This window comes from Azospira oryzae, from assembly GCF_004217225.1.
GTDB classification, from domain to species: domain Bacteria; phylum Pseudomonadota; class Gammaproteobacteria; order Burkholderiales; family Rhodocyclaceae; genus Azospira; species Azospira oryzae.
This window is the reverse complement of record NZ_SHKM01000001.1, coordinates 139,514-153,000: the sequence shown is the minus strand read 5'-3', so window position 1 is coordinate 153,000 and position 13,487 is coordinate 139,514. Positions and strand designations below refer to the sequence as shown.

Below are 13,487 nucleotides of genomic sequence, written 5' to 3'. Positions count from 1 at the left end.
CAGCGGGCGAAAAAATGCGGGAAAAAGGTTCCCGCTTCTTCCAGGAAGTCCGAACGCGAAAGGAATTTCCGATCAGGCTGACGAGGCAGAGGCGTGGAACGGTGACACCAGTCAGGATGCCGAACCGTACCAGTCGAGGACCTGGTCGACCGCCTGGTCGATGGTAAGCCCCGAGGTGTCCAGCAGGACGGCATCCTCATTCTGCTGCAAGGGCGCCACGCTCCGCTCACTATCGCGGCGGTCGCGCTCACGCAAATCCAGCAAAATGGCCTGCATGTTAGCAGGGAACCCTTTGCCGATCAACTGCTTATAACGCCTTTCCGCCCGTACCTCGGCAGAGGCGGTGAGAAAGACCTTGAGCCGGGAGTCGGGGAAGACCACGGAACCGATATCCCGGCCATCCCCCACCAGGCCGGCGCCGCAGCGGAAGACCCGCTGGCGGAACAGCAGGGCGGCCCGCACCGCAGGCAGGGCGGCCACCTTGGAGGCACCCTGGGAAATTTCCTCGGTACGGATGGCCCCCTCCACCTCTTCGCCGGCCAGGCGGATGGAGCCTTCACCGAAGACCACTTCCAGGCCGGCGGCCACTGCCGCCACCCCGGCTTCGTCATCCCAGTCCACCCCGGCCCGCTGGGCGGCCAGGGCCGTGAGGCGGTAGAGGGCGCCCGAATCCAGATAGCCGAAGCCCAGGGCCGCCGCCACCCGGGCCGCCACCGTACCCTTGCCGGAGGCGGAGGGACCGTCGATGGCGATCACCGGCACGCTGCGGGTAACCGTGGCCAGACGCTCGAAATAATCGGGGAAGGTCTTGGCCACACACTTGGGATCGTTGATGCGCAGTGGCGTGGCAAAGGCGGCCAGGGAGAAGCACATGGCCATGCGATGGTCGTCGTAGGTATCGATGGCGGCCGGTTTCAGGGCCGGCACCGGCGTCACCTTGAGGTAGTCCGGCCCCTCCTCGACGATGGCCCCCAGCTTCTGCAGTTCGGTGGCCATGGCGGCGATGCGGTCGGTCTCCTTGACCCGCCAGCTGGCGATGTTGCGCAGCACGGTGGTGCCTTCGGCAAAGAGGGCGGCGGTGGCCAGGGTCATGGCCGCATCGGGGATATGGTTGCAGTCCAGGTCGATGGCCTGGAGCTTGCCGCTGGCAGGAGCCCGGGCTTCGATCCAGTTGGGTCCCATCTCGATGCGGGCGCCCATGAGGGCCAGGGCTTCGGCGAAGCGCACGTCGCCCTGGATGGAGTCCTTGCCCACGCCTTCGACCCGCAGGGGGCCGCCGCCGATGGCGCCGGCTGCCAGGAAATAGGAGGCGGAAGAGGCATCCCCTTCCACATAGACCGTGCCGGGAGAGACGTAGCGCACCCCGGCCGGCACGACAAAGGCCTGCCAGCCTTCACGTTGGACCTCCACACCGAAGCGGGCCATGGTGGCCAGGGTGATTTCGATATAGGGCTTGGAAATGAGCTCGCCCACCACCTCCACCCGGGTTTCGACGCCGGTCAGGGGCAGAGCCATGAGCAGGGCAGTCAAAAACTGGCTGGATACGTCGCCGCGGACCTGGAGCACGCCGCCAGCGCGGATGCTTGCGGGGAAAATCTCCAGGGGCGGGAAGCCGTCGTTGCCCAGGTAACGCACCTCGGCCCCCAGCTGGCGCAGACCGTCCACCAGGTCGCCAATGGGCCGCTCATGCATGCGGGCCACGCCCTTCAGCACATAGTGGCCACCGGCCAGGGCCAGGGCGGCGGTGAGGGGACGGAAGGCGGTGCCCGCGTTGCCAAGGAACAGCTCGGCCTCCTTCACCGGGAAGGGACCGCCGACGCCGCCGATCCGGTAGGCCTCGCCGCCCAGGGACTCCACACCCACGCCCAGCTGCTGCAGCGCCTCCAGCATGCGTTCCGTATCGTCGGAATGGAGCAGGTCCCGCACCTCGGTAACGCCTTCGGCCAGGGCGGCCAGCAGCAGCACCCGGTTGGAAATGCTCTTGGAGCCGGGCAGACGCACGGTGCCGCCGGCGGAAACGAAGGGAGCGAGGTCGAGGAATTCCATGGTCACAACAGCCTTGAGGGGCCGGCGGAGAAGCCCGCCAGCCGGGGGTTAGCGCTTGCCTTCGGCCCAGTCGCGACGGGCCGTGCGGGCGGTATCGAAAATTTCTTCCAGACGGCGGCCGTCGCCGGCAGCCAGGGCTTGGTGCAACTCGTCGAGCTGGGCCCGGTAGCTGTCCAGTTCCAGCAGCAGGGCGTCCTTGTTGGCCAGGCAGATGTCCCGCCACATTTCCGGGTGGCTGGCGGCGATGCGGGTGAAATCGCGGAAGCCGCTGGCGGCAAAGGTGAAGAACAGTTCCTTGTTTTCCCGTACCGCCAGATCATGCACCAGGGCGAAGGACAGCAGATGGGGCAGATGGGAAACGGCGGCGAAGACCCGGTCGTGCTCGGCCGGCGTCAGTTCGTAGATCTGGGCGCCGCACCACTCCCAGGCGGAACGGACCTTGGCCACGTTGAGCACGGAATTCTCCGGCAGGGGCGTCAGCACCACCTTGCGTTCCCGGTAAAGATCGGCCCGGGCAGCCGCGGCACCGGAATTTTCGGCCCCGGCGATGGGATGGGCCGGCACGAACTGGCCGATGCGCTCGCCAAAGGCGGCCCGGGCCGCAGCCACCACGTCGCCCTTGGTGGAGCCGCCGTCGGTGACCACTGTCTCCGGCCCCAGATAGGGCACGATGCGAGCCATGATCTCGGGCATCTGGCCTACCGGCGTGGCCAACAGCACCAGGTCGGCGTCGGACAGTTCATGGGCCGGGTTGATGCCGGCCCGGTCGATCACGCCCAGGTCCAGGGCCTGCTGCAGGGACTTGGGGCTGCGCCCGAAGCCCACCACCTCCTCCACCGCGCCGGCCGCCCGCAGGCCCAGGGCGAAAGAACCGCCGATGAGGCCCACACCGAAAATGACTACCTTGTTGAACTCGGCCATGACGCGCGCCTAGAGAACTTGCACGAAAGAATCCACGGAACGCCGGGGAGAAAGGAATCAATAGACGGCGACCGGGTAGGACCCGAGCACCTTCAGGTAGGCCGCACGCCGGGCCAGTTCGTCCAGGGCCGCCTTGACCCGGGGTTCATCCCGGTGGCCGTCCACATCGACGAAGAACACGTATTCCCACAGGGTGTGGCGCGCCGGCCGGGATTCCAGGCGGGTCAGGGAGACACCGGCGTCGGCGAAGGGCACCAGCAGGGTATGCAGGGCCCCCGTATTGTTGGGAATGGACATGATCAGGGAGGTCTTGTCCTTGCCCGCCGTGGAGGGGCCGGCGTCGTGGCGGCCCAGCACCACGAAGCGGGTGGTGTTGTTGGGCTCGTCCTCGATGCTCTCGGCCAGCCGGGGCAGGTCGTAGCGGTCCGCCGCCGCCTCGCCGGCGATGGCCGCGGCGCCCTCTTCCTGGGCCGCCATCTGGGCCGCCTGGGCATTGCTGCCGACGGAGATGCGGGGCACGTTGGGCAGGTGGCGGTTCAGCCACTCATGGCACTGGGCCAGGGACTGGGCGTGGGAGTAAACCTTGGTCACCCGGTCCAGGGACGGGGCCTTGGTCAGCAGGTGCTGGTGAATGCGCAGCACCACCTCGCCGCAGATTTTCAGGGAAGTGCCGAGCAGCAGGTCCAGGGTACGGCCGACGGCGCCTTCGGTGGAATTTTCCACCGGCGCCACGCCGTAGTTGGCATGGCCGGCTTCCACTTCGCGGAAAACGTCGTCGATGGAGGCCTGGGGCAGGAGCCGGGCGGCATGGCCGAAATGCTTGGTGGATGCGCTTTCCGAGAAGGTACCCAGGGGCCCGAGGAAGGCGATGCCGAGGGGCTGCTCCAGGGACAGGCAGGCCGACATGACCTCGCGGAAGAACCAGGTGACGCTTTCGCTGGAAAGGGGCCCCTGGTTCATGTCCTGGATGCGGCGCAGCACCTGGGCTTCCCGCTCCGGGCGGTAGATGAAGCCGGCATCGCCGTGACGGGCCTTGATCTCGCCCACCTGCTGGGCGCAGCGGGCACGGCGGTTGAGCAGGTCGAGCAGCTGGGCGTCGATGGCGTCGATGTCCGTGCGCACCACGGACAGCTCGGCCAGCAGGGAGTCCTTGCCGTTGTCGCTATTCTGGCGGTCGCTCATGGTTCAGGCCCGGGACTTGGCGAAAGCATCCATGTACGCCACCAGGGCGCGAACCCCGTCCAGCGGCATGGCGTTGTAGATGGAGGCGCGCATGCCGCCGACGGACTTGTGCCCCTTCAGGGCCAGCAGGCCGGCTTCCTTGGCGCCAGCCAGGAACTCCGCATCGAGGGCGGCATCCCGCAGGGTGAAGGGCACGTTCATCTGGGAACGGCAGGCCGGGTCCACCGGATTGCGGTAGAAGCCGTCGCTGCCGTCGATGGCGGCGTAAAGCAGGCGGGCTTTCTCGGCGTTGATGCGGGCCATCTCGTTGATGCCGCCGATGCGCTTCAGCCACTGGAACACCAGCCCGGCCACGTAGATGGCGAAGGTGGGCGGGGTGTTGAGCATGGAGTCGTTCTCGGCCATGACCGCGTAGTCCAGGACCGTCGGCAGACTGGCCGGGGCCTTGCCCAGCAGGTCCTCGCGCACGATCACCAGAGTCAGGCCGGAAGGGCCGATGTTCTTCTGGGCGCCGGCATAGATGAGGCCGTAGCGGGAAACGTCCATGGGCCGGGAGAGGATGTGGGAGGACATGTCCGCCACTACCGGCACCCCGGCGGGAACGCTGGCCAGGAAGGCCGCCTCGTCCAGCAGTTCGACGCCGTGGATGGTTTCGTTGGTGCACAGGTGCAGGTAGGCCGCATCAGCGTTGACCTGCAATTCGGCAGAGGCCGGCAGACGGGTGAAACCGTCGGCCACGGCAGCCTTGTCTTCCGTGCTGGCGATGCAGCGGGCGGCGGTTTCACCGCAGACCCGCAGAGTTTCCTTGAAGGCCTTCTTGGACCAGGAGCCGGTGACGATGTAGTCGGCCGGCTGCTTGTCCTTAACGCCAGCCAGCAGGTTGAGGGGAACCTGGGCGAACTGCTGGGTGGCTCCGCCCTGCAGGAACAGCACCTTGTAGTTGGCGGGGATGCCCATCAGCTCCCGCAGATCGGCTTCGGCCCGCTGGGCGATGGACGTGAATTCCTTGCCTCGGTGGCTCATTTCCATGACGCCGCAACCGGCGCCCTGCCAGTCCAGCATTTCGTCCTGAACCTGCTCCAGCACCTCGGCGGGCAAAGCAGCCGGGCCGGCACTGAAATTCCACAAACGCATTACGCTTCCTCGCTGGCAGCGCTGTCCTCGCCGCCTTCAAGCATTTCGCCGTCCGCCAGTTCGTCGCCGGCCTCGGCATCGGTATCGCCTTCGCTTTCCGCCACCTTTTCCAGGCCGGACAACTTCTCGCCCGCATCCAGGGAAATCAGGGTGACGCCCTGGGTGGCACGACCCAGTTCGCGGATCTCGGCCACCCGGGTGCGGATCAGCACGCCGCCGGTGGTGATGAGCATGACCTCATCCGCATCGGTCACCAGCTTGGCAGCGACGATCTTGCCGTTACGCTCGCTGGCGGCAATGGCCATGACGCCCTGGGTGCCGCGGCTGGAACGACGGAAGTCGCCCAGGCGGGTGCGCTTGCCGTAGCCGTTCTCGGTGGCCACCAGCACGGTTTCCTCTTCGCTTTCGGCCACCAGCAGGGAAATGACGCTCTGACCTTCCTGCAGCATCATGCCGCGCACGCCGCGGGACTGGCGACCCATGGGGCGCACCTGATCCTCGCCGAACCAGACAGCCTTGCCGCCGTCGGAGACCAGCACGATGTCGCTCTGGCCGGTGGTCAGGTCGGCACCGATCAGGTAGTCGCCCTCGTCCAGATCGACGGCGATGATGCCGGCCTTGCGGGGATTGGAGAAGTTGGCCAGGGAAGTCTTCTTCACGGTGCCCTGGACGGTGCACATGAAGACGTACTTGTCGTCGGAGAATTCCTTCACCGGCAGGATGGCGTTGATCTGCTCGCCCTCTTCCATGGGGAACATGTTGATGATGGGCTTGCCCCGGCTGATGCGGCTGCCCTGGGGCACTTCATAGACCTTGAGCCAGTAGCAGCGGCCCCGGTTGGAGAAGCAGAGGATGTAGTCGTGGGTGTTGGCGACGAAGAGGTGATCGACGAAGTCGTCATCCTTCATGGCAGCCGCCTGCTTGCCGCGGCCGCCGCGGCGCTGGGCCCGGTAGTCGGCCAGGGGCTGGGACTTGATGTAGCCGGTGTGGGACAGGGTCACCACCATGTCCTGGGGCGTGATCAGGTCTTCGATGCCCAGGTCCTGGGCGTAGGCCACGATCTCGGAGCGACGGTCGTCGCCGAACTGGTCGCGGATGGCGGTCAGTTCCTCGCCGATGATCTCGGTGACGCGCTCGGGGCGGGCCAGGATATCCATCAGGTCGGCGATCTTCTCCAGCAGTTCCTTGTAGTCGGCGACGATCTTGTCCCGCTCCAGGCCGGTCAGGCGCTGCAGACGCAGTTCCAGGATGGCCTGGGCCTGGGCTTCGGTGAGGCGGTAGCCCTGGGCGGAGAGGCCGTACTCGGGCGCAATGCCTTCGGGACGGGTGGCATCCAGGCTGGCCCGGGCCAGCATCTCGGTAACGGTGGCGGAGACCCACATGCGGGCCATCAGCTCGCGGCGGGCATCGGCCGGAGTGGGCGCGGCCTTGATCAGGGCGATGATTTCGTCCACGTTGTCCAGGGCCACGGCCAGGCCTTCCTGGGTGTGGGCCTTTTCCCGGGCCTTGCGCAGTTCGAAGACGGTGCGACGGTTAAGCACTTCGCGGCGGTGGGCGAGGAAGCATTCCAGCATCTGCTTCAGGTTGAGCAGGCGCGGCTGGCCATCCACCAGGGCCACCATGTTCATACCGAAGGTATCCTGCAGCTGGGTCATCTTGAACAGGTTGTTCAGGACCACCTCGGGCATCTCGCCCCGCTTCAGTTCGATCACCACCCGCATGCCGGACTTGTCGGACTCGTCCCGCAGGTCGGAGATGCCTTCGATGCGCTTTTCGTTGACCAGCTCGCCGATCTTTTCCAGCAGGGTGCGCTTGTTAACCTGGTAGGGCAGCTCGTCGATGATCAGTGCCTGGCGGTTGCCCTTGTCCAGGTCTTCCACGTGGGTCTTGGCCCGCATCACCACCCGACCACGGCCGGTACGGTAGCCCTCGCGCACCCCGGCAACGCCGTAGATGATGCCGGCGGTGGGGAAGTCGGGGGCCGGAATGATGTCGATCAGCTCGTCGATGGTCAGGTTCGGGTTCTGCAGCAGGGCCAGACAGGCGGCCACCACCTCGCCCAGGTTGTGGGGCGGGATGTTGGTGGCCATACCCACGGCGATGCCGGAGGAGCCGTTGATCAGCAGGTTGGGGATGCGGGCCGGCAGGATCAGGGGCTCCTGCTCGGAGCCGTCGTAGTTGGGGCCGAAGTCGACGGTTTCCTTGTCGATGTCTTCCAGCAGCTGATGCCCGATGCGGGCCATGCGCACTTCCGTGTATCGCATGGCAGCAGCGTTGTCGCCGTCCACCGAACCGAAGTTGCCCTGGCCGTCCACCAGCATGTAGCGCAGGGAAAAGTCCTGGGCCATGCGCACGATGGTGTCGTACACCGCCGTATCGCCGTGGGGGTGGTACTTACCAATGACGTCGCCGACGATACGGGCGGACTTCTTGTAGGCCTTGTTCCAGTCGTTGCCCAGTTCATGCATGGCAAACAGGACCCGGCGATGCACGGGCTTGAGGCCGTCCCGCACATCCGGCAGCGCCCGGCCGACGATCACGCTCATGGCGTAATCCAGGTAGGAACGGCGCATTTCCTCTTCGAGGCTGATTGGCAGGGTTTCTTTGGCGAATTGATCCATAGGTCTCGGGCGGCCGCCGGAGCGGCTCTGGGAGGATTTCCGGTGGAAATGAAGGGGGAGATTCTAGCACGCCGGCCTCCCCGCCGTCAGAACGCCCCCACGGCCGGGGATATCCCGGCGGAATCCCTTCCCGCTCCGCCGGAATCGGTTGTATCCCCCGAAAATCTTTGGTTAAATCGCCCATACATTGCCGTATGTGCAATGGTAGGCAAAGAAAGGCCCCCTAAGGCCACACCTGAGACACCACCCACGAGGAGGGACAAATCTTGAAAAAGCAGAACCTGACCACCACCATCATCGCCGCCCTGGGCGCCGTTGCCTGTGCCGCCCCGGCCCTGGCCCAGACGCCAACCGCCGCCTATCTCACCGACACCCGCAATGTGGTGGCCAAGAGTGGCTTCGGCCTGTGCTGGCGCACCAGCGCCTGGACCCCGGCGGCCGCCCTGGCCGAATGCGATCCGGACCTGACCAAGGCAGCCCCCGCCGCCGCCGCACCGGCCGCCGCCGCAGCCGCCAAGAAGTGCGACTTCACCGTCACCCTGCAGAGCGACGAGCTCTTCACCTTCAACAAGGCCGCCCTGACCGGCGCCGCCCAGAAACGCCTGGACAGCGACGTGGTGGCCAAGCTGGGCTCCTGCGCTTCCGTCTCCATGATCATGATCACCGGCCACACGGACCGCCTGGGCTCCCAGGCATACAACCAGAAGCTGTCCGAAAAGCGCGCCGATGCAGTCAAGGCCTATCTGCTGAAGAAAGGCGTGCCGGCCGACACGGTGGACACCATGGGTGCCGGCAAGACCCAGCCGGCCCAGGGCGTCAAATGTGATGACTCCCTGCCCCGGCAGAAGCTGATCGCCTGCCTGGCCCCCAGCCGCCGCGTGGTGGTCGAGGTCAAGGGCAGCGCCAAGTAACAGCAGTTGCAGACAGACGCCCCGCCCCATACGGCGGGGCTTTTTTGTTCACACACCATCCCACACCCAATGACCTCCTCCCCCACTCCCGCCGACAGCATCGACCTCCTGATCGAGGCGCGCTGGATCATTCCGGTCAGACCCTTCGGCGTCACCCTGGAAAACCATGCCGTCGCCGTCAGCGGAGGCAACATCGTCGCCGTGCTGCCCCAGGCGGAGGCCCGGGAACGCTTCACTTCGCGCAAGACGGTACATCTGGGCGAACAGCTGCTGATTCCCGGTCTGGTCAATCTGCACACCCACGCAGCCATGAGCCTGCTGCGCGGCCTGGCCGACGACCTGCCCCTGATGACCTGGCTGCAGGAGCACATCTGGCCGGCAGAGGGACGTTTCGTCTCCAGGGAGTTCGTCCGCGACGGCACTCTGCTGGCGGCAGCCGAAATGCTGCGGGGCGGCATCACCTGTTTCAACGACATGTACTTCTTCCCCCGGGAAGCGGCCGCCGCCGTCCAGCAGATGGGGATGCGGGCTGCCCTGGGCCTGGTGGTGCTGGACTTTCCCAACGCCTACGCCAGCGGCGCCGAGGACTACCTGGAAAAAGGCCTGGCCGCCCGGGACGACCTGCGCGACGAACCCCTCCTCTCCTTCTGCCTGGCCCCCCATGCGCCGTATACGGTCTCCGACCAGACCTTCGAGCGCATCCTGCCCCTGGCAGAACAGCTGGACATTCCGATCCACCTGCACCTGCACGAAACCACGACTGAAATCGAGGAAAGCCTGAAGCAATACGGCGTACGTCCCCTGGAACGCCTGCGCCGCCTGGGACTGGTGGGCCCCGGCCTGATTGCCGTTCACGCCGTCCACCTGCAAGCGGCTGAAATTGCCCTGCTGGCCACCCACGGCTGCTCCGTTGCCCACTGCCCGGCCTCCAACCTCAAGCTGGCCAGCGGCATCACCCCTGCTGCCGAATTGCTGCAAGCCGGCGTCAATGTCGGCATCGGCACCGACGGCGCCGCCAGCAACAACCGCCTCGACCTCCTGGCCGAAATGCGCCTGGCCGCCCTGCTGGCCAAGGGCGCCAGCGGCAACGCACAGGCCCTGGGCGCCCACCAGGCCCTGCAGGCTGCCACCCTTGCCGGTGCCCGGGCGCTGGGCATGGAAGACAAAATAGGTACAATTGAGTCTGGCAAAGCTGCCGACCTCTGCGCCATCGACCTTTCATCCCCCGAACTTTCCCCCTGCTACGACCCCGCATCCCACGCCGTATATGCGGCCGGGAGGGAGCATGTCTCCCACGTCTGGGTTGCAGGGCAATTAAGGGTGGAGAACGGCTCCCTGTGCGGAATCGGGAAAAATGATTTGATCAGCCTTGCCAAAGTATGGCAGAATAAAATTCGAGATTAGTCTCGGGCCGAACCCACGCAAAAATAAGGGGTTGCGCCGTTGCTGATTCAGCTGCCTTTCACGAACACGAGGTAAAAGAGAGATGACCAACAAATTCGCCAAAAAGTCCCTGCTGGTTCTGCTTGCCGCCGGCCTGAGCCTGGGCGCCACCATGGCCCAAGCCCAAACCACCGACAAGGGTGCCTACCTGACCGATACCCGTAACGAAGTTGCCCGCAGCGGTTTCGGCCTCTGCTGGCGCACCGGCTACTGGACCCCCGCCGCCGCCATCGCTGAATGTGATGGCGATCTGGTGAAGGCCGGTGCCGCTGCCAAGGACGCCGGTGGCGTCAAGCCCGTCGGCGCCAAGATCACCCTGTCCGCCGACGCCCTGTTCGACTTCGACAAGGCCGTGCTGCGCGCCGAAGGCAAGTCCAAGCTGGACGAGCTGGTGGTCAAGGCCAAGGAAATCAACCTGGAAGTGATCATCGCCGTGGGTCACGCTGACCGCATCGGTAAGGATGCTTACAACCAGAAGCTGTCCGAGCGTCGCGCTGCCGCCGTCAAGGAATACCTGGTGAGCAAGGGCATCGAAGCCAACCGCGTCTACACCGAAGGCAAGGGCGAAAAGCAGCCCGTGACCGCCGGCAAGTGCGGCAAGAGCGAAAAGAAGACCAAGGCCCTGATCGAGTGCCTGCAGCCTGACCGTCGCGTTGAAATCGAAGTGATCGGCACCAAGTAATCCTGCGCCGTTCCTGTAAAAAGCCCTGCATTCGCAGGGCTTTTTTCTTTCCTAGCCTCTCCCTTGCCATATTTCAGCCATGATTAACGCCGATCCCAACGAACTGCAGAAATTCAGTGACCTGGCCCACCGCTGGTGGGACCCCAAGAGCGAGTTCAAGCCGCTCCACGACATCAACCCCCTGCGTCTCGACTGGATCGACGCCAATGCGGGGCTGGCCGGCAAGAAAGTGCTGGACGTGGGGTGCGGCGGCGGTCTGCTCAGCGAGGGCATGGCCGAACGGGGCGCCCAGGTGACCGGCATCGACCTCTCGGAAAAGGCCCTCGGCGTCGCCCGCCTGCACCTGCTGGAAAGCGGCCGCAGCGTGGACTACCGTCACATTTCCGCCGAGTCCCTGGCAGCCGAAATGCCGGGCAGTTTCGACGTGGTCACCTGCCTGGAAATGCTGGAGCACGTGCCGGACCCCGCCAGCACGGTGGCGGCCTGCGCCAAGCTGGTCAAGCCGGGCGGCCAGGTCTTCCTGTCCACCCTCAATCGCAATCCCAAGTCCTACCTGCTCGCTGTCATTGGCGCCGAGTATCTCCTGCAGATGCTGCCCAAGGGCACCCACGACTACGCCAAATTCATCAAGCCATCCGAACTGGCACGTCATTGCAAGGCAGCCGACCTGGAAGTGGCCGAAATCATCGGCATGACCTACAACCCCTTCACCCAGCGCTACAGCCTGGGTCGGGACACTTCGGTGAACTACCTGCTGCGCACCGTGCGCAATGCCTGAAGCGGTACTGTTCGACCTGGACGGCACCCTGGCGGACACGGCTCCCGACCTGGGAGCCGCGCTCAACCGGGTGCGCCAGGACTACAACCTGCCGCCTCTTCCCCTGGCCACCCTGCGCCCCCACACCTCCCAGGGAGGCAGGGGCCTGTTGCGGGTCGGCATGGGCGTTACGCCCCAGGATGACAGCTACGTCGAGCTTTACCGCCGCTTCATCCAGCACTATGAAGAGCGGCTCTGCCACCATACGACACTGTTCCCGGGCATGGCCGAGTTGCTCGCACAGCTGGAACAACGCCGCATTCCCTGGGGCGTGGTCACCAACAAGAGCGAGCGCCTGACCCATCCGCTGCTGCAACAGATGGATCTGGCTCACCGCTGCGCCTGCATTGTCTGCGGCGACTCGACCCCCAACCCAAAGCCGGCACCTGATCCCTTGCTGCTGGCAGCCCAATTGCTGGGTCTGCCCACCCAGAACTGCTGCTACCTGGGCGACGACCTGCGGGACATCCAGGCCGGCAACGCCTGCGCCATGATGACCATCGGCGTCCGCTGGGGCTATCTGGGCACGGAACACCCGCCGGAGACCTGGGGTGCCGACCACCTGATCGACCACCCCGACGAAGTGTCGCCCCTACTCCGCCCGGCCCGCTGAAGGCCAGTCGCCTCGCCGCGTCAGGATTACGACAGATATCAGACCACCGCCCCTTGAAGTTCCGGGGGGCAGCCCCCATAATGCTGGTCATGGTTGTAATTCCGGCAATCTGGAGGCGTTCTGGACGCGGGTTCGATTCCCGCCACCTCCACCTAAGAGTTTCGGAGAGTTCTTAGGTGGGGGTGTACTGGCTTCGACAGGGCGGGCAAAGGTGCGCAGGCAACTCGTCAGGCGATCGACGTTAATGAAGCAAATCTCCAAACGCCAACGATGAGCGTTTCGCAATCGCCGCTTAAGGCTTTTGCCGAGGCTGCTTGAGCCTTGTTACCAAAGAAAAGCCGGTGGGGACTTCGGTCCCCATCGTTATTTCCAATTCCCCAAATGTAGCTTCCCCGCCTCAAGCAACGCCCGTTGTCCCTTTCCGAGAGCGTTGGTGCAGCAGCTACTGAACCTCCCCCATAAAGCAGCACCCGCAGGACCCAGGCAATCACTCGCCCAGGCGCAGGCCGGTTTTTTTCAGGATGCGAGTGGAAAAGAGGATATCCCGAGCACCCAGGGCGCCGGGGAACTCGGCCTGGATCAAGGTGGCGACGCGCCCGACTTCGGCTTCGACCTCCGCCCGGCTCTTGCCGTGGACCATGGCGAAGAGGTTGTAGGGCCAGGCCGGCGGATGGTCCGGCCGGCGATAGCAGTGGGTGACCGATTGCAGCCCGCCGACCCGCGCACCGACGGCGTCGATCACCGTCGGGTCGATCTGCCACACGCTCATGCCGTTGGCGGTGTAGCCGATGGCGTAGTGGTTGGGCACAGCGCCGATACGGCGGATGGCGCCCGCTGCCAGCAGGCGGGCCAGTCGCTGCCGCACCTCGGCTTCGGTCACGCCCAGCTGCTCCGCCAGGGCCAGGTAGGGACGCGGCACCAGGGGCAGGCCGGCCTGGGTGGCAAGCACGATGCGGCGATCCAGGTCATCCATGGGGAAAGTGTCGTCCATCAACGGTTTCCTGGCAGGCAGCTCGCAGACGCCATACCCGTCCCCGACGGGACGGCATACCGGCATTGCCCCCGGACAGCACGGGCCGCCCGGGCGGAATGGGCCTGCGGCGTGAGCCAAAGCGCC

At 65.5% G+C, this 13,487-nt stretch carries 11 protein-coding genes and 1 other RNA gene; 6 read left to right on the top strand and 6 right to left on the bottom strand.

The annotated features are described in order from the left end of the window. Positions 1-111: 111 nt before the first annotated feature. From EV678_RS00675 to gyrA, 5 genes are read right to left on the bottom strand one after another with little or no spacing between them, the layout of a single operon-like run. Positions 112-2,046, bottom strand: a complete 1,935-nt coding sequence (locus EV678_RS00675; RefSeq protein WP_130458151.1) for a bifunctional 3-phosphoshikimate 1-carboxyvinyltransferase/cytidylate kinase — start codon at positions 2,044-2,046, stop codon at positions 112-114. A gap of 48 nt (positions 2,047-2,094) precedes the next feature. Then, positions 2,095-2,967, bottom strand: a complete 873-nt coding sequence (locus tag EV678_RS00670; RefSeq protein ID WP_014237013.1) for a prephenate dehydrogenase — start codon at positions 2,965-2,967, stop codon at positions 2,095-2,097. A gap of 57 nt (positions 2,968-3,024) precedes the next feature. Then, complete coding sequence (gene pheA, locus EV678_RS00665; RefSeq protein WP_205230918.1) at positions 3,025-4,149, bottom strand: prephenate dehydratase; 1,125 nt, start codon at positions 4,147-4,149, stop codon at positions 3,025-3,027. Between the two features lie 3 nt (positions 4,150-4,152). After that, positions 4,153-5,283, bottom strand: coding sequence for a 3-phosphoserine/phosphohydroxythreonine transaminase (gene serC, locus EV678_RS00660; protein ID WP_130458150.1), 1,131 nt, complete (start codon positions 5,281-5,283; stop codon positions 4,153-4,155). After that, complete coding sequence (gene gyrA, locus EV678_RS00655; protein ID WP_014237010.1) at positions 5,283-7,904, bottom strand: DNA gyrase subunit A; 2,622 nt, start codon at positions 7,902-7,904, stop codon at positions 5,283-5,285. Before gyrA ends, serC begins: the two co-directional genes overlap by 1 nt. A 266-nt stretch (positions 7,905-8,170) precedes the next feature. Between gyrA and EV678_RS00650 the strand changes: the two genes are divergently transcribed. The 6 genes from EV678_RS00650 to ssrA all read left to right on the top strand — a co-directional run bounded on the left by EV678_RS00650 (position 8,171) and on the right by ssrA (position 12,733). Then, positions 8,171-8,815 (top strand): OmpA family protein, encoded by a 645-nt coding sequence (locus EV678_RS00650; RefSeq protein WP_130458149.1) that lies wholly within the window; start codon positions 8,171-8,173, stop codon positions 8,813-8,815. Between the two features lie 69 nt (positions 8,816-8,884). After that, positions 8,885-10,219, top strand: a complete 1,335-nt coding sequence (locus tag EV678_RS00645; RefSeq protein WP_130458148.1) for a TRZ/ATZ family hydrolase — start codon at positions 8,885-8,887, stop codon at positions 10,217-10,219. An 82-nt stretch (positions 10,220-10,301) separates the two neighbouring features. Then, complete coding sequence (gene ompA, locus EV678_RS00640) at positions 10,302-10,940, top strand: outer membrane protein OmpA (protein ID WP_014237007.1); 639 nt, start codon at positions 10,302-10,304, stop codon at positions 10,938-10,940. A gap of 79 nt (positions 10,941-11,019) precedes the next feature. Continuing rightward, a complete protein-coding gene (gene ubiG / locus EV678_RS00635; protein WP_130458147.1) occupies positions 11,020-11,718 on the top strand; it encodes a bifunctional 2-polyprenyl-6-hydroxyphenol methylase/3-demethylubiquinol 3-O-methyltransferase UbiG in 699 nt (232 codons plus the stop codon). Next, a complete protein-coding gene (locus tag EV678_RS00630; protein ID WP_130458146.1) occupies positions 11,711-12,370 on the top strand; it encodes an HAD family hydrolase in 660 nt (219 codons plus the stop codon). The genes ubiG and EV678_RS00630 overlap by 8 nt, the downstream gene beginning before the upstream one ends. Positions 12,371-12,409: 39 nt before the next feature. Further along, positions 12,410-12,733: a transfer-messenger RNA gene (ssrA, locus tag EV678_RS00625) on the top strand. Positions 12,734-12,857: 124 nt separating this feature from the next. Here ssrA and ahbB read toward each other — a convergent pair. Further along, on the bottom strand, positions 12,858-13,361 hold the full coding sequence (gene ahbB, locus EV678_RS00620; RefSeq protein WP_130458145.1) for a siroheme decarboxylase subunit beta: 504 nt from the start codon (positions 13,359-13,361) through the stop codon (positions 12,858-12,860). Positions 13,362-13,487: the final 126 nt, after the last annotated feature.